This is a genomic window from Hymenobacter oligotrophus (genome assembly GCF_003574965.1).
Classification (GTDB): Bacteria; Bacteroidota; Bacteroidia; order Cytophagales; family Hymenobacteraceae; genus Solirubrum; species Solirubrum oligotrophum.
In genome coordinates this window covers 3,396,181-3,421,707 of sequence record NZ_CP032317.1, presented here as the reverse complement: position 1 = coordinate 3,421,707, position 25,527 = coordinate 3,396,181, and the positions used below count along the sequence as shown (strand labels likewise).

The window sequence follows — 25,527 nt, the reverse complement described above, 5'->3', positions numbered from 1 at the left end:
GAGGTCGGTTTGGAGGGAGTACGAACTCCCCTCCTCAGATGAGGAGGGGTGCCCGAAGGGCGGGGTGGTTGGCAATCGTTCAACGATTACCCTAGGTCGTCATGCTGAGCTTGTCGAAGCATCTCTACTGCTTCATTGGGTCAGTTAGACTTTAGCTTGGTAGGACACAGCAGCTCTTCAGCCAATATCCTGATTTGGTTTATGTCAAGTTCAAACTCTGGTCCATCTTCCATTAACATAATGGTCATTATACTGTCGTTCAAACCGTCTTCAAAGCGTCCTTGGTATTGAAAATGCTTCGTTGATGCCCAACGAGCTAGTCGTATGATTGAGAAAGGTGGTTCGGCCTCAGCTAAATCACGCTCTAATTCTGCAAGCAATTCAGCAGCGAAACGCCGTTTGGTGTAAACCATATGCAGTGTCGAGCTAGCCTGCTAAAATTCTGCAACGAAGCGGTAGAGATGCTTCGACTTCGCTCAGTATGACGTGCTGTTTAGTTGAGTTTACTATCTGACGCGAGGTCAACCACCCCAGCGTCAGCTTGCAGCTGCCGCGTCCCCTCCTCAGCTGAGGAGGGGAGCTTGCCGTTCTGGCGTCAGACGACTTTCACCTTATCTTTGAAGGCTTCTTCCGTCACTTCGTACATCAAAGTGATGAGCTTGCGGAAGTTATCAGCGTCCTGCACCTTCTTCTCGCGGCTGTTCAGCGCATCGAGCAGGTAGTTGCGGCTGATGCCCTTGCTGAAGAAACCGGTTTCAACTGGCTTACCGTTGATCATCAGGTTGAAGTCGTCGGTATTCAGGTTGAAGGGGCGGAACGCGCGACGGTTCTGGCTCAGCTCGGTCAGCCAGGCATCAACGCCAAAGTCGGAGCTGTGTAGGAAGGCGTCGAGCTGGCGGAAGATGGGCTCGTTTTTCTGCGCGTACTGCAGGTTGAGGTTCTTCGCGTAGGGCGCCTCGTCGGAGCCCATGTGCTGGCGGTGGTACTTGGTGAAGTACAGCAGCTGCGTGAGGTGCTGCGCCACCTGCTCCTTGGTTTCGTCGGGCAGGTGCTGAAACTGCACCTCGGCGGTGTCGGCACCTAGGCCGTACTCGTGGTGCAACGGGCCGTTCGAGCGCAGCTCGTCGGGCGTGTAGTGCATGAAATCGACGATGCTCAGCGCCGCCAGCAGCTCGATGATGTGCGCTTTGTTGCGCTGGCCTTGGCCGCCGGGCTGGTTGTCGTAGGGCGTGTCGGGCGTGTCGGCCAGGTAGTACAGCGCGTCGAGGCCCTGCAGGTGGTTTTCGTAGTAACCGAGGGCTGCCTTGGTTTTCGTCAGGAAGTTGTTCGAGTCGATTACTTGCTGGTCTTCGCTCTGCAGCGCGAAGTAGGGCATCACCGTTACGGCGCCGGTAAGGGCATCGCGCAGGTAGCGGGCGTTGCTCAGGCGCGTGTTGGGGTCTTTCAGGTTTTTGAGCAGCAGCGGGAAGCCCGAAGCTCCCGTGCCGCCGAAGATCGACGAGATGAAGAACACCCGGTCGTCCTGCTGGAAGTTGTCGGCGAAAAAGCGCAGTTCCGGCGACTCCACAATGCGGTTGAGCACCACCGAACCTACGTTGGGCGAACCGCGGAAACCAATGGTGAGCGGGCTTTCGAGGTTGTCCTGCGTAAACAGGGCCTCCACCAGCGCCTTCGACTCCACGGGCAGTGCGTTGTAACCTAGGTAGTCGCGGAACGAGCGGTTGATGCCGCCGAAGTCGAACACGAACGTGTCCTTCACCGAGCCGTTCACATCCTGGCTGATCGACGACAAAGTGCTGATGTCGGTCTTGAAGAACCCTTCGTCGCGCGGACCTAGGCGCTTGTAGATCTGCTGGTAGGTTTGCAGCATCTGCACCGTGCGGTTCATGTCCGCATTCTGCGCATCCGGGTCGATGATGATGGGTACTACCTGCTGGCAGTTGGGCAGCTCGATACCCGAGGCCAGCAGCATGGTAAGCGAGCGGACCACGCGCGAGCCGGTGCCGCCAATGCCGAAAAGAAAGAGTTTAGCCATTGGTTAGGGCTTAGGGACTTAGGTGTTAGGGCTTAGTTTCCGAACCAGGACCTAGGCACTAATACCTAAGTCCCAGTCCCTAAGCCCTAAAAAGGAGTGGTGCTGGCGTTTACCGACAGCTTGCGGAATACGAGCGAGAACAGGAAGAAGAACAGTGCCGCGTAAATGGCATTCAGCAGCGCCAGCCAATACATATAGGAGTGCTCTACCACGTTCTGGCCGTTTACCTGGGCTATAACGATGATGAAGGCAATTACCGCATTCAGCACCAGCAAAATTGACCAGTGACTGGGCCGGCTAAAGGTGGCCACGCGCATCCAGCGGTTAATAACCAGGTAGAACAGCACCAGCAGCGCCAGCGTGATGCCGAGGTTCAGCAAGCCGATGTTGGGGAAGATAACGTCGCGGTAAACCGGGGTTTCCGAAGGCGGCTGCGGTAGGCCGATGACTTCGTAGAGGGCGCGGAAAAAACCTTTCATGGGAAGGGCTTAGAAACTTGGTACTGGGGCTGGGTCATCGGACCACACACCCGTTGAGAGAAACAAAGCAAGAGCGGCAGCAACCGCAAACAGGCACGGCCAGCACCTAGGCATTGCTGCCTAAGCCCCGAGCCCTGATTTCTAATCCGGCTGCACGGCCAAAGGCACGCGCATCACCTCGGCAGCATTCGTGCCAGTATTTCGGCCGGCGAGCAGGCGCTGCAAGCCATCGAGCTGGCGGTTTAGAGCAAATGTCTGAGGGCCAGGGCGCGAATCGTCGGTGGTGGTCCATTTTTCCACCCAAGTAGGGCGAGTAGCCGGCAGGGCCAACACCAAGTCCTGCTTCACGCGGGGCTTGGCCGTTACGCGCACCGTTGCAAAATGGGTATAGTCGGCCTCGGCGCCACCGCTGCGGCGGGTAGCTTCGGTGGCGCCTTCCACCTTCACCACTTTGGCCTCAGGTATGTTGCCGCGCAGCACCAGGTTCTTCTGAAGGTAATCCGGCGCCTGAAACAGCTCGGGCAGCTGGTTTAGGTTAAGTCCCACCACGAACTCGGCCGGCTCTTGCGCCGAGGCTTCCTCGATGGCCACCACGCGGCCCGAGGCGCCGGCTTGCTTGCCGGCATCGGCCACAAACCACACGCCCTTGCGGCCGTAGCGGCTCAGCACCGCGCTGGGCACTTCGGCGGCAGGCAGGCCATAGTGCGCCTGTTCGGCCTCTAGGTTCTTCATCAGCGAAGCATCGAACTCGGCCACCAGCTTGCTTGGGCCCAGCACCCACATGTAGTAAGGCACTGGCTTGGGGCAGCAATTGGGCACTTTGCCCACCTTGCCCTTGATGGCCGGGTAGTACGTGCCGCGGAAATCGGAGGTGAAACCGTACACCGATACAGCCAAGTCGGGGCGGCTGCGGGCCAGGGCATCGGCAATATCGGTGCTGATGTAAGGCACGTCGCCGGCGCGCTCGGGCGAGTAAATGAAGTCGGAGATGATGACGCTCACGGTGCCATCGGTCAGGTAACGGTTGGCCACGGTATCGAGAATGGCCGGAATGCTGGTGCTGGTAGCCGGCTGCCGAATGCCGCGCCGCACGGTTTCGCTCAGGGCACGGTACGAGTCGGCCACGGGGCGGTCGGCAATGCGGTAGTAACGGCGCTGCCCTAGGTTGGGGTTGCGCTCGAGGGCCGAGAGCCACTCCGATACTTGCTGCTGAAACTGGGTGGTGCTGGCATCGGCACCGGCCGCGGGCATAAAGCCCTGCATGGAACCCGACACTTCCAGAAATACGTTTACCCGCTCCAAAGGCGAAGTGGCAACTGCCGCGGCGCTGGGCTTGGCCGGCTGGGGTGCAGGCGCCGCAGGGCGCTTGGCAGCTGGGTCGGCAGTGGCGGCGGGTTGGCCGCTCTCGGTGTTCATATCGGAACGCGAGTAGCAGCCGGCTAGCAAAAGCCCTACTACGGGCAGGGTGTGTCGAACTATAAAAGGGATACGCATCGGCCCGAACATACGCACCTCTGAGTGGTAGTGCAAAGCCACGTACTGCTACAAGGCTCCGGAGGTTGTGCAGCGGAACGTTGGCAGCCGGATAAAATTTTATCCGCGGCGGCACCCATCCGTCCTTTTTGCCCGTCGGCGGTGCCTGCGGGCACCTAGGGCGCTTGCCATGGCTCCAAAATGTTATAAAAACACCTTCTATTAAACAATACCTCGGGGAGGCTACTTGCGTACAACATCCCTCAGTTGCCTTAGCCGAATACCCGCCCCGCCACCGATATGATGTATACCGTTAGTGATTTTGTGTGCGTGCAACACGATTGGTCCATTGGCTTGTTGCGCCACCGCTGGAACGGGGTAGAGCGTTTTGCGGGCTTAAGCCTTTTTCAGAGCGTACACGAATCACTGCTCGATCTGGCCGTCAACCACGAAGCCTCCTCGTGGCTGATTGAGCTGAGCGCCGCTCCGCTGAACGTGGAAGACCAAATGTGGATTGAGGGCACGTGGCTGCCGGCGTTGGCCGATACCAAAGTGCGCCGCATTGCCATTGTAGCCGATGACGCCTACAACCTGATGGTGGTAGAAGAACTGTTACCTATCAGCAAACGCCTGGTGGGCCGCTCGGTGCAGTTTTTTGCCGATTCGCACACGGCGCTGGAGTGGCTTACCGGCTCGGCCGCCGCCGCCAACGACCTGCAGCAAGAGTGGGACGAAGCCCTGGAAACCAACCCCAGCCTAACCTAGGGCAACTACCCGGCTTAGTCGGCCGTGGCGGTGTAGTCGATTTCGGTGTTGTCGCCGATGTTCAGGCTGTGGTTTAGCCCCCTGAACGAGGCATCGGAGCCCACAATGCAATTGTGCATTACGGCGGTGCGCAGCTCGCTGTACGCCCCAATAATGCTGTTGCGCAAAATGGTGTCCTGAATAATCGTCCGCTCGCCAATAGCCACGTTCGGCCCGATGATGCTGTTGCTGATGTGGCAGTCGCGGGCAATGCTCACGGGCGGGATTATTACCGTGTTCGGGAAATTGTGCTCCTCCGAGGCCTGCAGAAACGCGGGGCGGTTGAGCAGCCGGGCGTTGGCCTCGAGCAAGGTGTCCTTGCGGCCGCAGTCAAACCAGCTTTCTACGCTCCAAGTGGTCATTTCGGCGCCTTGCTCAATCATGAGCATGAGCGCATCGGTGAGGTAAAACTCGTTGTGGGTGCGGCGTTCGTCCTCGATGATGCGCTCCAGCGCCGAGGCCAGCCACGCCGGGTTTTCGATGCGGTACAGCCCCACCAGCGCAAAGTTGGATTTGGGGATACGCGGCTTTTCAACGGCTTTGGTTACGCGGCCGTTCACGCCGATTTCAACTACCCCAAACGAGGAAGGCGTTTTCACTTCCTTCACGGCCAGCACCGTGCCGGGGCCCTCGATGATTTTCTGCAGGTCTACGTCCACGATGGTGTCCCCCAGCTGAATCAGGATGGGCTCTTGCTCGTGCCGGAAGCTTTCGCGCGCCAGCCACAGCGCGTGCCCAATGCCCTCGCGCGGCTCCTGCACCACAAATTCGGCGCGCAGCTGCGGGTAGCAGCGGCGCACGTAGCGTTCCACCTTTTCGCCTAGGTAACCCACCACAAACACAAAGTCCTGGATGCCAACGGCCACCAGCCGGTCGATAATGTGGCCTAGGATGGGCGTACCCGCTACCGGCACCAGCGACTTGGGCTGGGTGTGGGTGTGCGGCCGCAAGCGCGACCCAATGCCCGCAACAGGAATGATGGCTTTCATGAACGGATGAGCAGATAGGCGGATGAGTGGGTGAGTAGATGAGTGGATGAGTGGATGAGTGGGTGAGTGGGTGAGTGGATGTTCTTAGCCAGTGGCCAGTCATTTACTCATCTGCTCATGCACTCATTTCCTCACCCCTTCATCCGCTCATCTCAAAACATGCGTTGCAAAATACGGATTCGGAGCTGTTGCGGGCGCTATATAACCGCTCTGCGATGAATACGTACTTTGCAACGCCAGCTCGGCCATACAACCGCGGCCGCGCTGCTTCGTTCGACTGAACTATTACCTCACTTCTCTCCTACACACTCACAATGAAACGCCTACTTCTTTACTTCGCTGGCTTGGTGGTGCTGCTTTCGCAGTCGTCGTGCGGCTACAACACCATGGTCGAGCTCGATCAGAAAGTGCAAGGCCAGTGGGCCAACGTGCAAAACAGCTACCAGCGCCGCGCCGACCTGATTCCGAACCTGGTGAACACCGTGAAGGGCGCCGCCAAGTTCGAGCAGCAAACCCTCACGCAAGTGGTGGAGGCACGCGCCAAAGCCACCAGTGTACAACTGCGGGCCGATCAGCTCACGCCCGAAAACCTCAAGCAGTTTCAGGAGGCCCAGGGGCAACTGAGCGCGGGCCTAGGTAGGTTACTGGCCGTGGCCGAAAACTACCCCGATCTGAAAGCCAACGCCAACTTTCAGGAGTTGCAGGCGCAGATTGAGGGCACCGAAAACCGCATCAACGTGGAGCGGCAGAAGTTTAACGACGCTACCAACCAGTACAACACGTACATCCGCTCCTTCCCCAACAACCTGTTCGCGGGCGTGTTCGGGTTCCAGGCCAAGCCCTACTTCGAGGCCGACGCTGCCGCGCAAAAAGCCCCGACGGTAAACTTCGAGTAATTACAAGTTGTCAGTTGTCAGTTGTCGGTTGGTGGTCCTTGTGGCTGCTTCGTCCCGACAGCTGACAACTTCCAACTGACAACCAACCCCACTATGTACTCTCCCATCACGCCGCAACAAGAGGCGGCGCTCGTCGAGGCCATCCGCAAGGCCGAGCTGGCTACGTCGGGCGAAATTCGGGTGCACCTCGAAGAGGAATGCCCCACGCCCGAGCCCATGGACCGCGCCGCGCAGGTATTTGGGCAGCTGGGCATGCACCGCACGGCCCAGCGCAACGGCGTGCTGTTTTACGTGGCGTGGGCCTCGCGGCAGTTTGCCGTTATCGGCGACGCCGGCATCAACGCGGCCGTGCCCGACGACTTCTGGGAGCGTACAAAAGAAGTGGTGCTGAGCTATTTCCGGCGACAGCAATACGTGCAAGGCCTCGAGCAAGGCATTCAGCTGGCCGGCGAGCAACTGCGCCATTACTTTCCGCACAACGCGGCCACCGATCAAAACGAGCTGGACAACTCCATTTCGTTCGGCGGCCCTCCGAAACCTCCGCGCTCATGACCATCCATGTGCTTTCTAAGGCTTGGCTGCGCACCTACGGGTTGCTGCTTTGCCTGTTGCTGGCCACGGCGGCCCTGGGGCAAAATATTCCCACTCGGCCCACGCCGCCCCGGCTTGTAAACGACTTGGCCGGCCTGCTCTCGCCCGCCGAGGAGCAAGCCTTGGAGCAAAAGCTGCTCAACTACAACGATACCACTTCCTCGCAGTTTGCCATTGTAACGGTACCCAGCCTGGAGGGTGCCGAAATAGCTGATTACGGCCAAAAGCTGTTTGAAAGCTGGGGCATTGGGCAGGCACAGAAAAACAACGGCCTGCTGATTCTGGTAGCGCAGCAGGAGCGCAAAGTTACCATCCGGACGGGCTACGGCCTCGAAGGGGCCGTGCCCGACGCCCTGGCCAAGCGCATCATCAGCAACGTGATTGTGCCCGCTTTTAAAGCCGAGCGCTATTACGACGGCCTCGACGGCGCCGTGGACCGCCTGATTGCCCTGGCCGGCGGCGAATACCAAGCCGAGCCCCGCCCCACCGCCGACTACTCCGACAGCAGCGGTTCGGGCTGGCTGTTTTGGGTGATTATCGGCGTGATGGTGCTGCTCTTTCTGCTGCGCAGCCGCGGCGGCGGGGGCGGCGGAGGCGGTTATCGGCGCAGTCGCGGTTGGGGCGGCGGCTTTTTTCCGCCCGTCATCATCGGCGGCGGAGGCGGGTTTGGCGGCGGCTTCGGCGGCGGTGGTTTTGGCGGCGGCGGGGGCGGCGGTTTCGGCGGCTTTGGCGGCGGCTCCTCGGGCGGCGGCGGTGCCTCCGGCGACTGGTAACGCTTCTCGCGGTATATGCTTACCGTACAGGAAAAGAGCCCGGCAGCACGCGCTGCCGGGCTCTTTTTTGCGCCCAAGCCTTTCGGCACCCAGGGCCTGATGCGAAGTTTAATGGTCGCTCTGCACGCCCGCTTTTACGGCCACGGGCAGGTGGTTTTCGCGCGGCGGCACGGGACACGAGTAATTGGGGCTGTAGGCGCAATACGGATTGTAGGCCCGGTTGAAATCGAGCCACACGCTGTTGCCCTTGGGAATGCGCACATCGAGGTAGCGGCCACCGCCGTACGAACCGTGGCCGTTGGTGAGGTCGGTAAAGGGCACGAACAAGTAATCCTCGTAGCCGGGCTGCTTGAGCAGGTCGAGGCTTTGGTACACGTTCAGGCGCATGGCTTTGCCCCGCAGCGTAAAGTGCAGCTCGCCAAACTTGCGGTACAAGGGCCGGCGCATGGTGCTGGTGGGCATGGCAAAAGGCGCCGAGGTAGAGTCGCGCACCAGCCGGGCCTGCACGCAGTAGCCGTACTCGATGGGGTAAAAAGGCAGCCCCGAAAACGCGCGCCGCTGCGCCGCCGGCAACGGCGAGCGGGTGGAGTCGCGGTACTCGGCATTAAGCTCTTGCTGATGCGCTGCCACAGCTTGCGCGTGCGCGGCAGCCGTGAGCTTACCGCTAGCAGCGGGCTGCTGTTGGGCCACGGTCGGCAAAGCACCTAGGGCTGCCCACATCAAAGCGCCCAGAAAAACACGGGTATTCATGCCGCAAGGTAGCTGCTTGCTTGGGCTTAGCGGGTTGGCACCTAGGGCTACTCTTCGGCCGTGTCGGATGCTTTGGCGGGCTCCTCGCCCACTTGCTTGTACACGGGCAGCTCGTAGAAAGGCCGCAGCAGCCGAATCACGTCCAAGGCATCGGCCACGGCTTCGTGCGCCACGGTATGGTCGTCGAACTTCGCGCGGGCCTTGCAAATGCTCATGGTGGGCAGCCGCGTGTCTTTGCGCCAGTTCAGGTAAAAAGCGGCCGGGTCGAGGGTGGCTGGCTCGGCGCGCACCAACTGGCCCCAGCCCGGCAATTGCTTCAAAAAAGGCAAATCGAAGGAAGCAATGTTTTTGCCGGCCAGCGTGATTACCACACGGCCGTTTGGCTCGGGCCTGAAGCCATGCTCGAGCAAGAAGCTTTGCAGCTGCGGCACCAGCTCGTCGGGCGTGCATAGCTCGGCGTTGGGGCCTTTGCGGGCCAACTCCTCCAAGAGGCGCGCGTTCAGGGCCAGCGCGCCGGCCGTGCCCACGTACTCGGGGTGGCGCACCACCCGCCGGAAAGCGGGCAACTCGGGCAGCGGGCGCACGCGCTTGGTGTCTTCAATCACTGCGGCCAGCTCCAATATCTGGTGCCGTTGCGGGTCGCCGCCAGTGGTTTCGAGGTCGAGAGAAACGTAGCGCATAGGGCTTTGGCTTACGTGGCTACCTGTTTGCGCGTTGGTGTTTAACGATGACCAGTCGTTAGTAAACCTGCTTACCACAACTTCGGTTCGGCGTGTAGGTAAATGCGTTTACTAATTAGGCTGGCCGTTTGTTATGCTTTGCCCCTGGTGTTTCGGCCCCTGTCCTACACACACCTAGGGCCGCAAAGCACGTACACCTGTTCTAATGCTTATTTGCCAAGCCAAACCGGCTCCGCAAGCTACGCCAAAGTAGTCGCTGCTTTGCCTGTTGTGCCGCTTGCTTCTTGCTTAGTTTCGCACCATGACCGACGCCGCTCCCAAGAAACTCTTCCTGCTCGATGCCTTTGCGCTGATTTACCGCTCACACTTCGCGTTCAGCAAAAACCCGCGCATCAACTCCAAAGGCCTGAATACCGGCGCCATTTTGGGCTTTACCAACACCTTGGTGGAGGTGCTGCAGAAGGAAAAGCCCACGCACATCGGCGTAGCCTTCGACGCGGCCAAGAAAACCTTTCGCCACGAGTCGTTTGCCGACTACAAAGCCCACCGCCAGGCCATGCCCGAGGATATTGGCGTGGCCATTCCGTACATCAAGCAAATCATTCAGGCCTTCCGCATTCCCATCCTGATTATGGATGGCTACGAGGCCGACGACGTGATTGGCACCCTGGCCTGCAAAGCCGAAAAGGAAGGCTTCGAGGTGTTCATGATGACGCCCGATAAGGACTACTGCCAGCTCGTGACGGAGCGCATCAAGCAGTATCGCCCGGCGTTTATGGGCAACGCCGCCGAGGTGCTCGACGTGGAGCGGGTAAAGGAGAAATTCGGCGTGGAGCGCGTGGAGCAGGTTATCGATATCCTAGGTCTGCAGGGCGACGCCGTCGACAACATCCCCGGCATTCCGGGCATCGGCGAGAAAACTGCCAAATCCCTGATTCAGCAGTTCGGCTCGGTCGAGAACCTGATTGCCAACTCCGATAAGCTGAAGGGCAAGCAGCGCGAAAACGTGGAAACTTACGCGCAGCAGGGCCTCATGTCGAAGGAGTTGGCCACCATTCATACCTCCGTGCCCATCGAGTTCAGCGCCGAGGAGCTGGTGGTGGAGCGCCCCAACGAGCAGGCGCTGTCGTCGTTGTTTGATGAGCTGGAGTTCCGGCAATTGGCGGCGCGCATTTTGGGCAACGCCGGCGCGGGCGGGGGCGTAACCACCGGCGGCACGCGCGGCGCCCGCCGACCCAAGGTTACTGCCGCGCCCGGCCTGTTCGACGCGCCCGACGCCGAGCTACTGAAGCGCGTGGCCGAAGGCGCCGACAGTGACGAAATCGACCTCGACGAACCTGCGCACCTAGGGGCCCGCCGCACCCTCGACGACGTGGCCCACTCCTACCACCTCGTGGATACGCCCGGGGCCCGCCGCAGCCTGCTGCAGTTTCTGCTGAAGCAAAAGGAAGTCAGCTTCGACACCGAAACCACCGGCCTCGACACCATGACGGCGCGCATGGTGGGCATGTCGTTTTGCTGGCGCCAGGGCGAGGCTTACTACGTGCCCGTGCCCGCCGACGACCTGGACGCCGCGCAGCAAATCGTGGATGAGTTCCGGCCGTTTTTCGACGCCGAGCACATCACCAAGGTGGGCCAGAACATCAAGTACGACTTGCTGATTCTGAAGCACTACCAGGTGACGGTGCGCGGGCCCTTGTTCGATACCATGCTGGCCCACTACCTGCTCGAGCCCGATATGCGCCACGGCATGGATGTGCTGGCCGAAACCTACCTGCACTACACGCCTATTAGCATTCTGGAGCTCATCGGCCCGAAGGGCAAAAACCAGAAAACCATGGCCGATGTACCGCCGGCCGAGGTAAAAGACTATGCCTGCGAAGATGCCGACGTGACGCTGCAACTCAAGCACGTGTTCGAGCCCAAGCTGCGCGAGCAAGGCCTATTGCCTTTGCTCACCGACGTGGAAAACCCGCTGGTGCGCGTACTGGCCAACGTGGAGTACGAGGGCGTGCGCATCGATGCCTCGGCCCTGGCCGACTACTCGGGCCAACTGCAAGGCTACATTCAGGAGGTAGAAGACCAAATTTTTAAGGTGGCCGGCGAGCCGTTCAACATTGGCTCGCCCAAGCAGCTGGGCGAGGTGTTGTTTGATAAGCTGCAGATCGGCGGCAAGCCCAAGAAAACCAAAACCGGCCAGTACGCCACCGGCGAAGAGGTACTGAGCGTGCTAGCCGCCGACCACCCCATTGCGGCGCTTATTTTGGAGCACCGCCAGCTTACCAAGCTCAAGAGCACGTACGTGGATGCGCTGCCGCAGCTGGTGTGCGAAATGGACGGCCGCATCCATACTTCCTTCAACCAGGCCGTAACGGCCACGGGGCGCTTGAGCAGCACCAACCCCAACCTGCAAAACATTCCGATTCGGACGGAGAAAGGCCGCGAAATCCGCCGCGCTTTTGTGCCGCGCGATAAAGACCACGTTCTGGTGGCGGCCGACTACTCGCAAATCGAGTTGCGCATCATGGCCTCGTTCTCGCAGGACCCGACCATGATCGAGTCGTTCCGCCAAGGCATCGACATCCACACCAGCACGGCGAGCAAAATCTTTAAGGTGTCGCTCGATCAGGTTGATTCGGACATGCGCCGCAAAGCCAAAACGGCCAACTTCGGCATCATCTACGGCATTTCGGCCTTTGGTTTGGCACAGCGCCTGAGCATTCCGCGCAAAGAAGCGCAGGACCTGATTGAAGCCTACTTCGAGGAATTTCCGGCCGTGAAACAGTACATGGACGCCAGCATTCAGAAAGCCCGCGACCTGGAATACGCCGAAACCCTCCTAGGTCGGCGCCGCTACCTGCGCGACATCAACTCGCGCAACGCCACGCTGCGCGGCTACACCGAGCGCAACGCCATCAACGCGCCCATTCAGGGCACCGCGGCCGACATCATCAAGGTGGCCATGATCCACATCAACGATTGGATTGAGCAGGAAAAACTCGGCACGCGCATGATTCTGCAAGTGCACGACGAATTGGTGTTCGATGCGCCCAAGGAAGAAGTGGCGTTTATTCAGCCCCACATCAAGCGCCTGATGGTGGACGCCCTGCCCATGCAAGTGCCCTTGGAGGTAGAAATTGGTACCGGCACCAACTGGCTGCAGGCGCACTAACGCCCGCCGAACCTAGGGCACCAACCGCAGCGCCGCCGTTTGCCTGGGCAAACGGCGGCGCTGCGGTGTTTTCTGAAGAGGGTTTGCTGCAACCGGCCTAGAAAGCAGCGAAGGTTAGCTCCTGCGAACTGCCTCCGCTTTGGGTGTTCTTAAGCCGAAGGGTGGTTGCGCTCAGCTCCAGCACTTCGGAGTTAATGCTCAGGCCCGAGCGCGGGTCCGTAATTACCAGCCGGGTTTCGTCCGAGCTAAAATTCCAGTTGGCAACCGTGCTTTGCGCCTGAGTGGCCGAGCACTTGGTGGCACCGGCATTCATATCGACTTTGTACTCGGTTGAATACTTGTAGAAATCGTCCTTCGTGCAATCGGGGTACGAGGCGTACGCGTCCGTTGTGGTGGTTTGGCCGTTGGTGACGGAGGTGCGTTTGTCGGCGGTGATGCGCCAGTTTTTGGCGGTGAGCAGCTCCGTCTTCGACTTGGGTTTCTCGTCTTCTTTTTTGCAGGCCACAAGTGCCAAACCAAGCGCCAAGGCGCCAAACAGCGGTATCGTTTTCATCCAATAAAAAAAGATGTGGTAAAGGCTTTGGTAGGCGCCAGCCAAGCTCAACAGTTATGCCAACCCCTCCACCGGTTTTGCCTGCTATCTAAAGCTCGGCATTAAAAACTCCGGGCTGCCTAGGTAGCCCGGAGTTGGCAGCGGTTGGGGGCCTACTGCTTGGCGTAGGTGTAGGTAAAGGTGTAATCCACACCGTTGCTGCGCTCGGTGGTTTTTAGCCGCATCGACGAGCTGGTTAGCTCATCAACCGAGAAATCGTCGGTGGTTGATTTGCCTTGGCGCACCAGATACAGCTGCTTTTGGTCGCTGCTGAACGACCACGTGCCGGTTTTGCTGGCCACGTCGCCGGTGCACATCGAGGGGCCGCTGAGTTCTTTGAGCGTGCTGGGGGTTTCGAAGCGCAGCAAATCGTCTTGGCGGCACGAGGGGTAGCGGGCGTACACGTCGCGAATGGTGCCGCCGTTGCCGTCGGGGATGCCGGGCGTTACCGAGGCGGCAGTCATCTTCCAGTCCTTGCCGGTAAGCAAGTCGGTTTTATTGGGTAGCTCCGCGTCGTCTTCGCAAGCCGTGAAGGTGCAACCAGCAACCAGCAACGTGGAGTAATAAAGGAGTCGAGCTTTTTTCATATGCAACGGGTGAGGCCAGTTAAACGCCTACAAGTATAAGCGTTATCGAGGGCTGTTAAAGCACTGTAAGCTCAACTATTGCGGGCAGGCGGCTGCGCTTTGGCCCGCGAAAAAGCCGTGCCGCAACCGAACATCTTTCCCGGTGCCGCTGTATGCAATTCGCTTATGGAAAACACTGTTGCTGCTGGCCGCTTCGATGTGGTGGTGGTGGGCGCGGGCCCTGTGGGCCTGGCCTGCGCCATCGAAACCCAGCGCCTAGGTTTGCGCACCTGCGTGGTCGACAAAGGCGCCCTCGTGAACTCGGTGGTGGGCTACCCCACCAACATGGAGTTCTTTTCGACGCCCGAGCTGCTCGAAATTGGCGGCCATCCCTTCGTGACGGGCAACTATAAGCCCCTGCGCGAAGAAGCCCTCGACTACTACCGCCGCGTGGCCGAGACCGAGCGCCTTGCTTTGCGCCTTTACGAGCGCGTGCTGCGCCTCGAGGGCCAAGCCGGCAACTTCAGCCTACACACCGAACGCGGCGAGCTGCAGGCCAGCCGCGTAATTGTGGCCACCGGCTTTTTCGATGTGCCCAACCGCCTGAGCGTGCCCGGCGCCGATTTGCCGCACGTAAGCTATTACTACAAAGAGCCCTACGCCCACGCCGGGCAGCGCGTAGTGGTAATCGGGGCCAAAAACTCGGCGGCCAAAGCTGCCCTGGCGCTCAACCGCTCGGGGGCACAAGCCACTTTGGTGGTGCGCGGCACCGAAATATCGCCCTCGGTGAAGTACTGGCTGCGGCCCGATTTGCTTAACCGCATTGCCGAGGGCCGCATTGGCTGCCACTACAACACCACGGTGCAGGCCATCAGGCCCGGCGAGGTGGATGTGCTGACGCCCGAAGGCCCGCGTACCTTGCAGGCCGACTTTGTGTACGCCCTCACCGGCTACCGCCCCGATTACGCGCTGCTCGAAGCCCTAGGTGTAAGCACCCAACCCGATGCCGCCTGCACGCCCACCCACCACGAAGAAACCTTCGAGACAAACCGCCCCGGCGTGTACTTGGCCGGCACCGTATGCGGCGGCCTCAACACCAGCCGTTGGTTTATCGAGAACGGCCGCCACCACGCGCAGGTAATTGCCCGCCACCTGGCCGGCCAACTGCACCCTGCCGCGCCGCTGCCCTAGGTGCTTGTGCCTACCCTAAGCCGCAACGGCCGCTGCCCCACCTAGGGCAGCGGCCGTTGCCGTTGAGCGCCGTACGCAAGGCGGCGTTTAGCGCTTGCTGAACGTGTACGTGATGGTGTACGAAGTACCGCCCGAGGTACCGCTTTCGGTTAGGCGCATGGTGTTGTCGCTGATTTCCTGCACGGTGTAGGTGTTGGGGTCCTGGTTGCCCAGCTTCAGCGTGAGGGTGCTCTCGTTGCTGCCGAACGACCACGTACCGGGGTAGGACTGCGGGCCGTTGGGGTTACACTTGGTGGCACCTTCGTTCAGGGTATAGCCATCGGGTTTGGCAAACTGCAGCAGGTCGTCTTGGTCGCAGGCGTCCATTTGGGCATACAAATCCGTGACTACCTCGCCCGAGGAGGTGCGCAGGCCCGGGGTAATGGTTTGGGCCGTCATCATCCAGCTTTTGTCGGTCAGCAGCTCGGTTTTGGTTTTGGGCTTTACCTCGTCTTTGTCTTTGTCCTTCTTGCAGGAGGAGAGCAGGGCGGCGGCACCTAGGGCCAGGTACAGGGGGAAGCGCAGGGTTTTCATAGCAGTTGGTTTGTGTGGTCGTGAATGATGATGCAATTCTACACCCGCCAACCAGCTCAAACAGAATTTTAACCAGACACGATTGTGCTATGTGCCGCGCCACTGCACCTTGCTCGTAAGAAAATTTTAGGGCGGTGCATCACATAGTCATGTGCCCGCCGCAAGGTTTTTGCAACTGTTTCCCTGGCCCCAAGGCATAAAAAAACGGCTCCTTCCGCCATCGGAAGGAGCCGTTTTGCAAAGCAGGAAACGCGGCGACCTAGGGGAAACGCACGCCGCGGTAGGCGTTGGCATCTACAAACGGAATCGTCGAGCCGTACTTCTGATTGATCACGCGGATCATTTCGTTGGCCACCACGGCGTAGCCACGCGGCGTGGGGTGCACGCCGTCGAGCGAAAACAGGTTGCCCGAAATAAAGCTAGCCGAATTTATCTGCCCATTCGTGGCGTAGCCATTCGCGGCCACACCGTTGAAGAAACTGTTGGCATCGAAAATAGCCAGGTCCTTGGCGGTAGCCTTGGCCGTCAGGTCGGCATTGAAGTTGGTGGTAGCGGTGCGCACGGTGGTTTGCTCCGTAGCATCAAGCACCAGCGTGCTCGGGAAGGGGTTTTGCGTGGTTTGGCCGAAGGGGCGCAACGTGTCGATTTGCATCACCAACAGGAACGTGGCCAGGTTCGGGATGGTGGCCGGCAACGAGGGCCGCGCCTGCTGGTAAAAATCGCGCCAGTACTTGCCGCTGGGCTGGCCGTAGAGCCCTAGGTAAGGCGAGGCCGTGAGCGTAAGCAGCAGGTTGCCGGTGCCGGCCGCGTCGCGGATGCTGGCCACGGTGGTGCTTACGCGGGTGTTGGGCTGGCCGGGCGCCAGCGTGCCGGTGGTGTACACAAACGGAGCGGCCGAAGGCACATTGGCCTGCGCCAACGTGCTGCGGAAGGCCGGGCCTACCGTGGTAAAGAACGGAATGTTGGCTACGTCCGGAATCAGGGCCACCACGCCCTTGGCGCCGTTGGCCGTGAGGGCGTCGATGGCGCTGTTGGCATTGTTGGTGAAGGTAGTGCGCGCCGTAATGCTGTTGGCCGCACCGCCCGCCGTGGCAAAGCCAAGCACGTCGTTGTTGCCGAGCCAGAACGTGAAGAACGTGGGGTTGGAAGCGCTGATGCGCTGCAGGTAAGTTTGGGTGCCCGAAGCATCGGGCGTAATACGCTCGAAGTACGGGTTGCCCTGGGTGCTGCCGTAGCCCGCCGTGGTAATGTCCGACATGCGAATGCCGGGCACGCCCAGGTTGTTAACGGGCTCGGTGAATTTGGTGTAGAGGGGCTTGGTGGGGTCGTTGCCGGCAAAGCCCCGAATGGCCAGGCTGGTAACAACGGGCGCCGTAATGGGCGAGCCTTGCGCCGTAAAGCCCGCCAGGCGCAGGTAGCCCGAGCCGTTGGCCTGAGCCTCGGTAAACAGCGGCTGCGTAAACGCGCCCCCGCCCACACGGCTGAACTGCTGGGCCAGCAGGGCCGGGTACGAGCTGGCCTGGCCTTCGCGGTAGAGGCCGCCGTCCATAAAGCCGGCCGTCAGCGAGTTACCAACCGCGATGTAGCGGGAGAAATCAGCCGAACCGGCACTTGCCTTGGGTTCTTCCAGCTCGGGCTGGCAGCTGCCGAGCGCCAAGCCTAGCAAAGCCAGCGCCGGAGCTCCTTTTTTCAGAAACGTATACATGGTGAGGAGTGGCAATGCAAGTGATTAGAAGTTGTAGTTCAGGCCAAAGCCCGGCACTACGGCAACGGTTTTGTAAGTACCAGCCACGCGGTCGTTGGCCACGCCGTTGTTCAGCAGGTCTTCCTGGGTTTGGCTGCGCTTGGCAATGTTCACGTACTGGGCCGATACATCGATGCCGAACCGTTCGCCAAACTTGTAGCTCACGCCGGCGGTAGCCGTCAGGCGGTCGTTGTCGGGGGTTTCGGGCGTTACAAAGCCGTCTTTCACGGGCGTTTCGTCGAAGGCACCACCCAAGCGCACGGTTAGGGCGTCGGTAACTTGGTACTGGCCGCCGAGGCGGAACGTGAGGGCGTCCTGGTATTCGCGGCGCGAGCGGGAAACCGTCTGGCCGTTGATGGGAGCATCAAACGTAAATACCAGCTCCTGGTAGCGGCTCCAGGTGGCGTAGTTCACGTCGAAGCCCAGAGTTAGCTTTTCGGTAGGCATCAGGCCGAAGCCGATGGTGGTGGTAGCCGGCAGCGGCAACGTAACGTCGAACTTGCGGGCGGCGAAGCGGTTGGCTAACGAGGCGTTTACGCCCGAAATAATCACGTCGCCGCCGCTAACCACGGCGTCCATTTTGGAGCGGTGGCTGATGCCGAGGCTAAATTTATCCGAGGGCTTAAAGTACACGCCCGCGTTCCAGCCAAACTTGGTGTCGGCCTTGCCATCGAGCTCAATGCTGCCCTGGGCGGGGTCTTGGATGTCGCGCTGCAGGTTAACCGAGCCGGCAGCAAACACCACCAGGCCGGCCCCAACGCTTAGCTGGTCGGTGAGGGCGTAGCTAACGGTGGGCTGCACAAAAATCGATTTTAGATCAATGCTGGTGAGCGACGTGCGACCTTCCCAGTTGTCGTTGTAGTCGAGGCGCGAGCCGAAGGGCGTGTACACGCCGATGCCCGCTTTCCATTTGCCTTCGGTTGGCCCAAAACCCGCGTAAAAGTTAAACGGGGTGCTCACGGTGTTGTCGAGCTGGCGTTCGGTTCCGCCGTACTGCGCCCGAAACGCCTGCCGCGCCAGTGTAGCATTTACGCCGATTTGCACGCCCCGCTCGCGCACCATCGCCAGCGCACCGGGGTTGTAGAACATGGCGGCCTGATCGAGGGCCAGGCCCGTGCCTACGCCACCCATGCCGTTGTTTTTCTGCCCGGCCAGCGTGAGCTGGAACCCGCCCGCCTGCGCGGCCGTGGCGCCCAGCAGGGCTCCGCCGGCAAATAGTAGATGTTTTAGGTTCATACCCAAAGAAAAGGGAAAAAGGGTTGTGGGAGCTAAATGTATGCGGTTGCGGGCATCCTACAATGCGGCATGCCTACTATTGCGACGCATCCGAAGCCAATATTAGAAGGATTATTCAACTAGTGAAAAGGCGCGCGGTACGCCGCGCGTATTGTTGGCTACGCCGCCGCTAGCGCCACTAGCCTTCGGCAGCCAACTCCAGCACGCGGCGCGTGCGCAAATCGAGGCGCTGGCCGGCCACCATTAAGTGCACGCGCAGGTTTTGGCCGCCTACGGCCTCGCCACGTCCCACGCGCCCTAGGTTGTCGTGGCGCACTTCGTTGCCGTCGATGATGGTTACCACGCCGTCGCCGAACACTTCCATTTCGCGGCCTTGCCGAATGACGATGCCCGTTTGCTCGGCCAAACCAATGCCCAGGGTGGTGGGGTGCTTAAGTACGGCGTGCGAGAGGCGGTTGAAGCGCCCGCGCTCCACAAAGTGCTGGTCGATGTACACGTACGAAATCAGCCCCAAGCCGCGGGCCATTTCGATGCCGCCCTTGGTAAGCGAGCGGTAGCCGTAGCCCGATACAATCATGTACGCCGGCATTACGGAAGCTCCCGCGCTGGTGCCCGACACGATGAAGTTGGGGTCGGTGTGGTACCGTTCGCACAGCAGCTCCACGGCCGGGGTATCAAGCCAATAATCGGTGATGTTTTCCTGGTCGCCGCCGGTGAAGAACACCGCCCCTGCCCGCTCGAGGCGGCGCAGCGTGGCGGGGTTGGCGGCCGAGTGCTTGGCATCGATGCGCAAATGGCGCACGTTGGTGCAGCCCATTTCGTTGAGCGCCTGCACGTAGGCTTTGCCCGTGCGCACGGGGTAGCGCGGTACGGCCGTGGTAATTACCTCCACCGGGGTATCGGGCGTGGGCACTAGCTCGCTGACGAGGGCCAGCAGCGGATCGTCGTCGCCACCACCTAGGGCGATAAGCGTACCGCGCGGAATCGTAGGATTGGGCATAACGGATGGGCAAAAAAGGGCGCAGGCGCACCAAGGCACCAGGGCTCTGCTACGTAGCCCCGCCGAAAAAGCTACGAAATACACTTTTAAGCGCCGCGGTGCTCTGCAATACGGTTTGCACTGGCTGCCCCGTGCTGCCGGCCCAGGCGCAACCCATAGGCACCTAGGGCCTAGCTGCTTCGCACTTGCAACCCGCCCCTAGGTATCCGCAGCAAAATATTGATAGTCAGCATCAAGCTTTGCTTTGCACGGCCACCTCAGCTGGCTTGGGGCCACTGGCTGTGGGCCGCGAAATTTTCTTGTAAGCAGAACCGTTTCGGGAGAGGATTTTTGCGCCCCTTCGGGTACTTTTGCGCGCCCTTTCACCAAACCCCGTTTTGCCTAGCGAAACACCTTTTTTGCCGCCACGTCATGACTACCGAACAGCAACTGGCCCTCGAACAAATTCCGGACCTGCTTGAACAGCGGGAGTTTTTACGGCTTAAAAAGCTGCTCCGAAGTTTGGACACGCCGGAACTGGTAGACCTGATTGAGGCGCAGGAAGAACGGGAACAGCTTATCATCTTCCGGTTGCTGCCGCTGAAGCACGCCACCGAGGTGTTCGAGTTCCTGGATTTGGAGGTGCAGCGCCACTTCCTGGAAAGCCTTTCGCAAGAAAAGATTGCCGACATCCTGAACGAGATGTCGCCCGACGACCGCACGGCGCTGCTCGAGTTTTTGCCCGACGATTTGGTGCGCGAGCTGATTCAGACACTGTCGGAAAAAGAGCGCCGCATTACGCTGGAGCTGCTGGGCTACCCCGAGTATTCGGTGGGCCGCCTGATGACGCCCGACTACATTGCCGTGCGCGAGGACTGGACGGTGGAGCACGTGTTTGAGTACGTGCGCGAGCACGGCCGCGGCTCCGAAACCGTAAGCGTGGTGTTTGTGGTCGACGAGCGCGGCGTGCTCATCGACGACATCCGCATCCGGGAATTCCTGTTTGCGCAACCCACCCAGCGCGTACACGAGCTGATGGACCGCCGCTTTGTGCGCCTGCAAGCCATGCAGGACCAGGAAGAAGCCATTGAGGTGTTCCGCAAAAACGACCGCACCGCCCTGCCCGTCGTCAACGAAGAGGGCGTGCTGTTCGGCATCGTTACCATCGACGATATCCTGGCCATTCGGGAAGAAGAAGACACCGAGGATATCCAGAAATTGGGTGGCTCCGAGGCCCTCGACGAGCCCTACTTGGCCACCTCTGTGGGCCAAATGGTGAAAAAGCGTGCCGGTTGGCTGGTGCTGCTGCTGCTGGGCGAAATGCTCACGGCCTCGGCCATGCACCACTTCGAAGACGAAATTCAGCGGGCCGTGGTGCTGGCTTCGTTTGTGCCGCTCATCATCAGCTCGGGCGGCAACTCCGGCTCGCAGGCCGTAACGCTGGTAATCCGGGCCTTGTCGCTGGGCGAAATCAGCCTGTCGGACTGGTGGCTGATTATGCGCCGTGAGGTGCTTTCGGGCCTGATTTTGGGCGCCATTCTGGGGCTGGTGGGTTTTCTGCGCATTGCCGTGTGGGCCACCATGTTTCAGGAATACGGCCCGTACTGGAGGCTGGTGGGCGCCACCGTGGCCCTCTCGCTGATGGGCATTGTGCTGTGGGGTACGCTGGCCGGCTCCATGTTGCCGCTGCTGCTCAAGCGCCTGGGCCTCGACCCGGCCACCTCGTCGGCGCCGTTTGTGGCTACCTTGGTCGATGTAACCGGGCTGATTATTTACTTCTCGTTGGCATCGGCCATTTTGAGCGGTACGCTGCTGTAAGCCCACAACCCGCCTCGCTATGGCTCCGAAGCAATACCCGGCCGGGCGCCGCCCCTGCTGCCTGACCCTGGTGGTTGGCGCTTTGGCCGCGCTGCTGAGCGGCTGCGCCGTGGTGGGCAAAATAGATACCCTACCCGACGGCCGCTACCGCGTGCTACACAGCACTGTGCCCGCTTTGCAAGCCCAGCGCCATCGGCCCGCCTACCTGCACCAGGCCGCCGACACGCTGCTGCTCGCCTCCTCCGAAGACGCCCCGAACGCCCAAGCCGTGGCCCTGCCGCCCGGCCAGCACACCACCGTGCTGGCCCGCCGCTTCGATGTGGACGTGTTCACGCTGCCTTTCAAGATTCGGCCGGCGCGCGGGCCGCTGCCCGTGCAGCTGAATACCCAGTTCAACGCGGCCTTGTACCTAGGCCGGCGCCTCGATTTTTACCACCTACACTCCCCAAGCGGGCGCCCCGGCCGGCCGCCTGCCGTGCGCGACCTAGGCTTTGGCTACGGGGTGTTTGCCGGGTTGGGCGCCGCGGTCATCAACCCCGATGTAACCAACCAGCAGGCGCGCGTGGCCGAGTACGAGGGCATGGTGGCCCACGCGGGCGCGGCTTTTATTTACGATGCGCGCGTGTTCAACATTGGCCTGGCCCTAGGTGCCGACCACCTGTTTGGCCCCGATGGCCGCCATTGGCTGTACCAGCACAAGCCTTGGGTGGGCATCCTGTTTGGCCTCGATCTGAATTAGCCCCCGAGTGCGCACACGGGGGGCTTACAGCGCCCCCAGCTGCGGCGCCAGTTCTTGGGCCAGCGCGCGGGTACCGGCTTGCGCGTCGAACAGCTTGCGGTACAGCTCCTTGGCCGGGCAAATCAGCTGAATCATGGGGCCGTAGTTGACCTCGAACAACATGGGCTGAATCAGGTAGCCGAAAGCCTGAATCTGGAACCCGGCCTTGAGCTTGGGCACCAGCACGGCGTTGTTATCGGCCCGGTGCAGGCTGGTGATGTACTGAAACCCCTCGGCGAAGATGCGCGCCTTGGCAAACTGCAGAAACGCCGAGTACACCCCGCGGCCCTGGTGTTCGGGCAATACGGCGGTGTTGGCCATATGGTACTCCAACTCGTTGCGCTGCAAACCAAAATGCCAGCCAACGGGCGTTTCGCCGTCGTACAGAATGAAATACAACTGCAGGCTACCGGCCATGTTGCGGCGCAGGCGGGCCAGCTTATCCTGCTCATCGGGGCCGAGGGCGCCGTCGAGCGGCAGGTTAATTTCGTGCGGAAACACGCGCTCGAAGTGCTGGCCGGCAAAGGCGCTCCATTCGTCGGGGCCTACTTCGGCTACGGCGTACGAGCCGAACAGCGGCGTGCGGGTTGGGGCGGCGTCCATAAATCAGGGGAGCAACGGTGGTTAAGCCGAATCTAGGTTAAAGGGCTTCCGGCTACGCGTTTTCCGATGCCGGGCGCGGTATGGGCAAGGCAACGCGGCGGCAGCAAGGCCCGTGCGGGCCACAAGCGGCAACAGCTTTAGTAGTCGGCGCGGCGGTTGGCTTTCTTCTCCGATTGCCGCCGCTTGCCCTCGAGCCGCTTGCGCACTGCCCCCGCGCCGGGCTTGGTGGCTTTGCGGGCTTTGGGCTGGTGCAGGCTGCGCTGCAGCAACTCGTAGAACTTTTGCACGGCCAACTCCTTATTGCGCTGCTGGCTGCGCGACTCCTGCGCCGTAATGATGAGCACGCCGTCGGCCGTGAGGCGCGAAGCCAGCTTTTCGAGCACGCGTAGCTTTTGCTCCTCCGTAAGCAAGGCCGAGGCCTGGGGCTGAAAGCGCAGCTCCACTTTGGTTTCGACCTTGTTCACGTTTTGCCCGCCTGGCCCGCTGCTGCGGGCCGTTTGGAACTGAAGTTCGGGCAAAAAAGCATCGGGCGGAGGAAGCATTGTTTTTAATGCTGAATTAAGAATTATGAACGCTGAATTGGGTGTACGCACGGCCGGGCGTTAGGGCTTACCAACTGCGCATTGCACCGTAAACACGCGCTTGAGCGGCCGCCCAACTTAAGCCTTGCTTGGGCCACCAGGCCAACCACGCGCCTGGTTCAGCCTTCGCCCTTTTTCATTTCTTATTTAACCAAAGCCCAACCCAGCAGGCCCAAGCGGATGCTCCAGGCCAAAGTACGAAGCCAGTTGGTGCGCACCAGGGCGTATACGGCCACGTAGCTGCCGCCGTCGGTGGCAAGGCGGTTGTGCAGCGGCACCGACACGAAGAACGTAACGGCCCACACAAACACCACCAGCCCCAGGCTGCTCCAGCCCACGGCCGAGCGCGCTGCCCACGCCCACCACGCGGCGAGCAGCAGCTCGGCCACCATAGGCGCCATTACCACCCAACCCATACGCCCTAGGTGCGCTTGGTGGTAGGCCCGAAAGGCATCGGCCGGCACCAGCGCAAAACCCGGGTAGTGCACCAGCTGCACCGTCCAGATGACGCCGGTAAGGTAAGCCGCCAAGGCAAAGTTGAGGAGCAGAAGCAGTTTATCGGGCATGGGCGCGGGCATTTTGCTGATGCATACGCAAGCCTTAACAAAAAGCCCCCGCCGGCGGATTGCCGGCGGGGGCTTTGCTGGGGGCTCACCTTACTGGCTGGCTTAGGCCACTGGCTGGGCGGCGCCAGCGGCAGCTTGGTAAGCCGGCGCAAACACCTGCTGGGCAAACTGCTCGAGCGTGGTGGGCGTGGTGTTGTCGGGGGTGCGCACCTCGTGCACCATGGCTTTTTCGGCGTTGAGTGTTTGGGTCATCTCGATGTACAAATCGGCCATCGACTCCGATAGGCCCGCGCCCACCATGCCCTGCCGGGCTTGCTCGTACGAAAACGGCACGTAGGGGAGTTCGGGGCGGCCCACGGCGGCGCCCAGCAGGGCGGTGGCTTCCTGCATGGAGTAGTTGCGCGGCCCCAGCAGCAATTGCGCCGTGTGGCCGGCGGGCAACTCCGGCCCATCGAGCAACGCAGCGGCGCGGTCGGCAATGTCCTGCGTGGCAATCATCGGAAACGCCACCTCGGGCCGCGTGGCCGAGCCGTTGATGCCCATGCCCAGTATCAGGCCGATGTTGGGCAAAAAGTTTTCCATGAAATAAGCCGGGCGCAGGTGCACCACGCGCAGCCCCTCGATGGCGTTGAGGCGTTGCTCCTGCCGGTGTACGCCCACAATGGGCCCGGTACCGGCGGGCAAATCGGCGGCAATGCTGCTCAGGTTTACGGCCTGCGGCAGGCCCGCGGCGCGCACGGCCTCGGTCACGGCTTGCCCTAGGTCGTCTTGGTAAGCCAGGTTGTCGGGGGCGGTTACGTTGGGCGGCAGCATCAGAAAAGCCGCGTCGGCCGAGCGCAATACCTCGCTCAGGAAGGCAACGTCGCTGAGTTGGCCGGGTCGCACCTCGGCGCCGGCCTGGCGCAGTGCCTCGAGGTGGGCGGCCGAGCGGGCTACGGCCGTTACGCGGTGGCCGCGGCGCAACAACTCGTGGGCCAGGCGGCTGCCAATGTTGCCGGTGGCACCGGTTACTACAATGTGCTTTTGCATAACAAAGAAACGTGTGGGTTGAACGCGAACTGCCACGCCGGCCACCTGGGCCGCGTTGGCGGTTCAAAGGACGCCCCTTACCTTTGGTTTAAGCAAGTACCCACCAAAAAGTATGCTACCTACCTTTTGGGTAGTTATGCTGATTATCAGCTAATTTATTTCGTCATGGACAAACTCACGAAGCAGCAGCAAGCCGAAACCGAGTGGAAAACCTGCCGCACGGCCCCGCCGCCCAACGCCTTTTGCCCGGTGCGCACCACCCTCAACGTGCTGGGCGGCAAATGGAAGCTGCTCATTTTATCGTACTTGCTCGAGGGCCCGCGCCGCTACGGCGAGCTGAAGCGCCTGATGCCCGAAATCACCGAAAAGATGCTGATTCAGGAATTGCGCGAGTTGGAGCTCGATGCCGTGGTGCAGCGGACGGTGTACCAGCAAGTGCCGCCCAAAGTAGAATACCACCTGACCGAGCACGGGCGCCGCGTGCAGCCCCTGTTTGAGGCGTTGATTGGCTGGGGCCAAAGCTACCTGCAGCGCGAGCAGGCCCTGGCCACCTAGGCTTTTCGGCGTTGCTAGCAGCTGATACCCTGTGCTTTCGGCAGACCAAGCAACGGTGCAGGGTTCCGCTGCAT

At 60.9% G+C, this 25,527-nt stretch carries 26 protein-coding genes; 9 read left to right on the top strand and 17 right to left on the bottom strand.

Annotated features, from left to right (window positions below; genetic code table 11):
• Positions 1-140 precede the first annotated feature (140 nt).
• The 4 genes from D3Y59_RS14695 to D3Y59_RS14680 all read right to left on the bottom strand — a co-directional run bounded on the left by D3Y59_RS14695 (position 141) and on the right by D3Y59_RS14680 (position 3,930).
• Positions 141-413 (bottom strand): hypothetical protein, encoded by a 273-nt coding sequence (locus tag D3Y59_RS14695; protein ID WP_119445729.1) that lies wholly within the window; start codon positions 411-413, stop codon positions 141-143.
• Positions 414-595: 182 nt separating this feature from the next.
• Positions 596-2,035 (bottom strand): FtsZ/tubulin family protein, encoded by a 1,440-nt coding sequence (locus tag D3Y59_RS14690; RefSeq protein WP_119445728.1) that lies wholly within the window; start codon positions 2,033-2,035, stop codon positions 596-598.
• 86 nt (positions 2,036-2,121) lie between these two features.
• Positions 2,122-2,514, bottom strand: a complete 393-nt coding sequence (locus D3Y59_RS14685; protein WP_119445727.1) for a hypothetical protein — start codon at positions 2,512-2,514, stop codon at positions 2,122-2,124.
• 141 nt (positions 2,515-2,655) lie between these two features.
• Positions 2,656-3,930: a hypothetical protein gene (locus D3Y59_RS14680; RefSeq protein ID WP_119445726.1), complete on the bottom strand. Its 1,275-nt coding sequence runs from the start codon at positions 3,928-3,930 to the stop codon at positions 2,656-2,658.
• A 357-nt stretch (positions 3,931-4,287) separates the two neighbouring features.
• Between D3Y59_RS14680 and D3Y59_RS14675 the strand changes: the two genes are divergently transcribed.
• A complete protein-coding gene (locus D3Y59_RS14675) occupies positions 4,288-4,752 on the top strand; it encodes a hypothetical protein (RefSeq protein ID WP_119445725.1) in 465 nt (154 codons plus the stop codon).
• A gap of 14 nt (positions 4,753-4,766) precedes the next feature.
• Here the strand turns inward: D3Y59_RS14675 and D3Y59_RS14670 are convergent, their stop codons facing one another.
• The gene (locus D3Y59_RS14670; protein WP_119445724.1) at positions 4,767-5,780 is read right to left on the bottom strand and encodes a sugar phosphate nucleotidyltransferase; all 1,014 of its coding nucleotides are present in this window, start codon (positions 5,778-5,780) and stop codon (positions 4,767-4,769) included.
• A 314-nt stretch (positions 5,781-6,094) separates the two neighbouring features.
• On the opposite strand from D3Y59_RS14670, the gene D3Y59_RS14665 reads away from it, so the two are divergent.
• The 3 genes from D3Y59_RS14665 to D3Y59_RS14655 all read left to right on the top strand — a co-directional run bounded on the left by D3Y59_RS14665 (position 6,095) and on the right by D3Y59_RS14655 (position 8,040).
• The gene (locus tag D3Y59_RS14665; protein ID WP_119445723.1) at positions 6,095-6,676 is read left to right on the top strand and encodes a LemA family protein; all 582 of its coding nucleotides are present in this window, start codon (positions 6,095-6,097) and stop codon (positions 6,674-6,676) included.
• A 93-nt stretch (positions 6,677-6,769) separates the two neighbouring features.
• Positions 6,770-7,228, top strand: coding sequence for a TPM domain-containing protein (locus D3Y59_RS14660; protein ID WP_119445722.1), 459 nt, complete (start codon positions 6,770-6,772; stop codon positions 7,226-7,228).
• Positions 7,225-8,040 carry a TPM domain-containing protein gene (locus D3Y59_RS14655; protein WP_119445721.1) on the top strand — a complete coding sequence of 272 codons (816 nt, stop codon included), beginning with the start codon at positions 7,225-7,227 and terminating at the stop codon, positions 8,038-8,040. The genes D3Y59_RS14660 and D3Y59_RS14655 overlap by 4 nt, the downstream gene beginning before the upstream one ends.
• Before the next feature lie 108 nt (positions 8,041-8,148).
• On the opposite strand, the gene D3Y59_RS14650 is transcribed toward D3Y59_RS14655, so the two are convergent.
• Together D3Y59_RS14650 and D3Y59_RS14645 are read right to left on the bottom strand one after the other, a co-directional pair.
• Positions 8,149-8,790: a DUF1684 domain-containing protein gene (locus D3Y59_RS14650; protein ID WP_240410384.1), complete on the bottom strand. Its 642-nt coding sequence runs from the start codon at positions 8,788-8,790 to the stop codon at positions 8,149-8,151.
• Positions 8,791-8,837: 47 nt separating this feature from the next.
• Positions 8,838-9,470 (bottom strand): 3'-5' exonuclease family protein, encoded by a 633-nt coding sequence (locus tag D3Y59_RS14645; protein WP_119445719.1) that lies wholly within the window; start codon positions 9,468-9,470, stop codon positions 8,838-8,840.
• A 301-nt stretch (positions 9,471-9,771) separates the two neighbouring features.
• On the opposite strand from D3Y59_RS14645, the gene polA reads away from it, so the two are divergent.
• Entirely contained in the window at positions 9,772-12,642 is a 2,871-nt protein-coding gene (polA, locus tag D3Y59_RS14640; protein WP_119445718.1) for a DNA polymerase I, read from the top strand.
• A gap of 97 nt (positions 12,643-12,739) precedes the next feature.
• Here the strand turns inward: polA and D3Y59_RS14635 are convergent, their stop codons facing one another.
• Positions 12,740-13,195 carry a hypothetical protein gene (locus tag D3Y59_RS14635; protein ID WP_162910812.1) on the bottom strand — a complete coding sequence of 152 codons (456 nt, stop codon included), beginning with the start codon at positions 13,193-13,195 and terminating at the stop codon, positions 12,740-12,742.
• Between the two features lie 152 nt (positions 13,196-13,347).
• Entirely contained in the window at positions 13,348-13,821 is a 474-nt protein-coding gene (locus D3Y59_RS14630) for a hypothetical protein (protein ID WP_119445716.1), read from the bottom strand.
• 165 nt (positions 13,822-13,986) lie between these two features.
• Here D3Y59_RS14630 and D3Y59_RS14625 point away from each other — a divergent pair, with 165 nt between their 5' ends.
• On the top strand, positions 13,987-14,991 hold the full coding sequence (locus D3Y59_RS14625; protein WP_119446498.1) for a YpdA family putative bacillithiol disulfide reductase: 1,005 nt from the start codon (positions 13,987-13,989) through the stop codon (positions 14,989-14,991).
• 87 nt (positions 14,992-15,078) lie between these two features.
• Here the strand turns inward: D3Y59_RS14625 and D3Y59_RS14620 are convergent, their stop codons facing one another.
• The 4 genes from D3Y59_RS14620 to D3Y59_RS14605 all read right to left on the bottom strand — a co-directional run bounded on the left by D3Y59_RS14620 (position 15,079) and on the right by D3Y59_RS14605 (position 19,544).
• A complete protein-coding gene (locus D3Y59_RS14620; RefSeq protein WP_119445715.1) occupies positions 15,079-15,564 on the bottom strand; it encodes a lipocalin family protein in 486 nt (161 codons plus the stop codon).
• Positions 15,565-15,823: 259 nt separating this feature from the next.
• A complete protein-coding gene (locus D3Y59_RS14615) occupies positions 15,824-17,269 on the bottom strand; it encodes an SGNH/GDSL hydrolase family protein (protein ID WP_119445714.1) in 1,446 nt (481 codons plus the stop codon).
• Positions 17,270-17,293: 24 nt separating this feature from the next.
• A complete protein-coding gene (locus tag D3Y59_RS14610) occupies positions 17,294-18,544 on the bottom strand; it encodes an OmpP1/FadL family transporter (protein WP_119445713.1) in 1,251 nt (416 codons plus the stop codon).
• A gap of 178 nt (positions 18,545-18,722) precedes the next feature.
• The gene (locus tag D3Y59_RS14605) at positions 18,723-19,544 is read right to left on the bottom strand and encodes a cyanophycinase (protein ID WP_119445712.1); all 822 of its coding nucleotides are present in this window, start codon (positions 19,542-19,544) and stop codon (positions 18,723-18,725) included.
• Between the two features lie 411 nt (positions 19,545-19,955).
• On the opposite strand from D3Y59_RS14605, the gene mgtE reads away from it, so the two are divergent.
• Both mgtE and D3Y59_RS14595 read left to right on the top strand, forming a co-directional pair.
• Positions 19,956-21,341, top strand: a complete 1,386-nt coding sequence (gene mgtE, locus D3Y59_RS14600; RefSeq protein ID WP_119445711.1) for a magnesium transporter — start codon at positions 19,956-19,958, stop codon at positions 21,339-21,341.
• A 19-nt stretch (positions 21,342-21,360) separates the two neighbouring features.
• The gene (locus D3Y59_RS14595) at positions 21,361-22,080 is read left to right on the top strand and encodes a hypothetical protein (RefSeq protein ID WP_119445710.1); all 720 of its coding nucleotides are present in this window, start codon (positions 21,361-21,363) and stop codon (positions 22,078-22,080) included.
• Positions 22,081-22,104: 24 nt separating this feature from the next.
• On the opposite strand, the gene D3Y59_RS14590 is transcribed toward D3Y59_RS14595, so the two are convergent.
• The 4 genes from D3Y59_RS14590 to D3Y59_RS14575 form a co-directional block, all read right to left on the bottom strand.
• Positions 22,105-22,722 carry a GNAT family N-acetyltransferase gene (locus D3Y59_RS14590; protein WP_119445709.1) on the bottom strand — a complete coding sequence of 206 codons (618 nt, stop codon included), beginning with the start codon at positions 22,720-22,722 and terminating at the stop codon, positions 22,105-22,107.
• 137 nt (positions 22,723-22,859) lie between these two features.
• Entirely contained in the window at positions 22,860-23,264 is a 405-nt protein-coding gene (arfB, locus tag D3Y59_RS14585) for an alternative ribosome rescue aminoacyl-tRNA hydrolase ArfB (RefSeq protein ID WP_119445708.1), read from the bottom strand.
• 182 nt (positions 23,265-23,446) lie between these two features.
• On the bottom strand, positions 23,447-23,869 hold the full coding sequence (locus D3Y59_RS14580; protein WP_162910811.1) for a hypothetical protein: 423 nt from the start codon (positions 23,867-23,869) through the stop codon (positions 23,447-23,449).
• Between the two features lie 102 nt (positions 23,870-23,971).
• Entirely contained in the window at positions 23,972-24,898 is a 927-nt protein-coding gene (locus D3Y59_RS14575) for an SDR family NAD(P)-dependent oxidoreductase (RefSeq protein ID WP_119445706.1), read from the bottom strand.
• Positions 24,899-25,063: 165 nt separating this feature from the next.
• Between D3Y59_RS14575 and D3Y59_RS14570 the strand changes: the two genes are divergently transcribed.
• Positions 25,064-25,453 (top strand): winged helix-turn-helix transcriptional regulator, encoded by a 390-nt coding sequence (locus tag D3Y59_RS14570; RefSeq protein WP_119446497.1) that lies wholly within the window; start codon positions 25,064-25,066, stop codon positions 25,451-25,453.
• The last annotated feature ends 74 nt before the right edge of the window (positions 25,454-25,527 follow it).

Bases quoted from the DNA above. Each gene is read 5' to 3' on its own strand.
- D3Y59_RS14695 (WP_119445729.1), bottom strand. From the start codon at position 413: ATGGTTTACACCAAACGGCGTTTCGCTGCTGAATTGCTTGCAGAATTA.
- D3Y59_RS14690 (WP_119445728.1), bottom strand. From the start codon at position 2,035: ATGGCTAAACTCTTTCTTTTCGGCATTGGCGGCACCGGCTCGCGCGTG.
- D3Y59_RS14685 (WP_119445727.1), bottom strand. From the start codon at position 2,514: ATGAAAGGTTTTTTCCGCGCCCTCTACGAAGTCATCGGCCTACCGCAG.
- D3Y59_RS14680 (WP_119445726.1), bottom strand. From the start codon at position 3,930: ATGAACACCGAGAGCGGCCAACCCGCCGCCACTGCCGACCCAGCTGCC.
- D3Y59_RS14675 (WP_119445725.1), top strand. From the start codon at position 4,288: ATGATGTATACCGTTAGTGATTTTGTGTGCGTGCAACACGATTGGTCC.
- D3Y59_RS14670 (WP_119445724.1), bottom strand. From the start codon at position 5,780: ATGAAAGCCATCATTCCTGTTGCGGGCATTGGGTCGCGCTTGCGGCCG.
- D3Y59_RS14665 (WP_119445723.1), top strand. From the start codon at position 6,095: ATGAAACGCCTACTTCTTTACTTCGCTGGCTTGGTGGTGCTGCTTTCG.
- D3Y59_RS14660 (WP_119445722.1), top strand. From the start codon at position 6,770: ATGTACTCTCCCATCACGCCGCAACAAGAGGCGGCGCTCGTCGAGGCC.
- D3Y59_RS14655 (WP_119445721.1), top strand. From the start codon at position 7,225: ATGACCATCCATGTGCTTTCTAAGGCTTGGCTGCGCACCTACGGGTTG.
- D3Y59_RS14650 (WP_240410384.1), bottom strand. From the start codon at position 8,790: ATGAATACCCGTGTTTTTCTGGGCGCTTTGATGTGGGCAGCCCTAGGT.
- D3Y59_RS14645 (WP_119445719.1), bottom strand. From the start codon at position 9,470: ATGCGCTACGTTTCTCTCGACCTCGAAACCACTGGCGGCGACCCGCAA.
- polA (WP_119445718.1), top strand. From the start codon at position 9,772: ATGACCGACGCCGCTCCCAAGAAACTCTTCCTGCTCGATGCCTTTGCG.
- D3Y59_RS14635 (WP_162910812.1), bottom strand. From the start codon at position 13,195: ATGAAAACGATACCGCTGTTTGGCGCCTTGGCGCTTGGTTTGGCACTT.
- D3Y59_RS14630 (WP_119445716.1), bottom strand. From the start codon at position 13,821: ATGAAAAAAGCTCGACTCCTTTATTACTCCACGTTGCTGGTTGCTGGT.
- D3Y59_RS14625 (WP_119446498.1), top strand. From the start codon at position 13,987: ATGGAAAACACTGTTGCTGCTGGCCGCTTCGATGTGGTGGTGGTGGGC.
- D3Y59_RS14620 (WP_119445715.1), bottom strand. From the start codon at position 15,564: ATGAAAACCCTGCGCTTCCCCCTGTACCTGGCCCTAGGTGCCGCCGCC.
- D3Y59_RS14615 (WP_119445714.1), bottom strand. From the start codon at position 17,269: ATGTATACGTTTCTGAAAAAAGGAGCTCCGGCGCTGGCTTTGCTAGGC.
- D3Y59_RS14610 (WP_119445713.1), bottom strand. From the start codon at position 18,544: ATGAACCTAAAACATCTACTATTTGCCGGCGGAGCCCTGCTGGGCGCC.
- D3Y59_RS14605 (WP_119445712.1), bottom strand. From the start codon at position 19,544: ATGCCCAATCCTACGATTCCGCGCGGTACGCTTATCGCCCTAGGTGGT.
- mgtE (WP_119445711.1), top strand. From the start codon at position 19,956: ATGACTACCGAACAGCAACTGGCCCTCGAACAAATTCCGGACCTGCTT.
- D3Y59_RS14595 (WP_119445710.1), top strand. From the start codon at position 21,361: ATGGCTCCGAAGCAATACCCGGCCGGGCGCCGCCCCTGCTGCCTGACC.
- D3Y59_RS14590 (WP_119445709.1), bottom strand. From the start codon at position 22,722: ATGGACGCCGCCCCAACCCGCACGCCGCTGTTCGGCTCGTACGCCGTA.
- arfB (WP_119445708.1), bottom strand. From the start codon at position 23,264: ATGCTTCCTCCGCCCGATGCTTTTTTGCCCGAACTTCAGTTCCAAACG.
- D3Y59_RS14580 (WP_162910811.1), bottom strand. From the start codon at position 23,869: ATGCCCGATAAACTGCTTCTGCTCCTCAACTTTGCCTTGGCGGCTTAC.
- D3Y59_RS14575 (WP_119445706.1), bottom strand. From the start codon at position 24,898: ATGCAAAAGCACATTGTAGTAACCGGTGCCACCGGCAACATTGGCAGC.
- D3Y59_RS14570 (WP_119446497.1), top strand. From the start codon at position 25,064: ATGGACAAACTCACGAAGCAGCAGCAAGCCGAAACCGAGTGGAAAACC.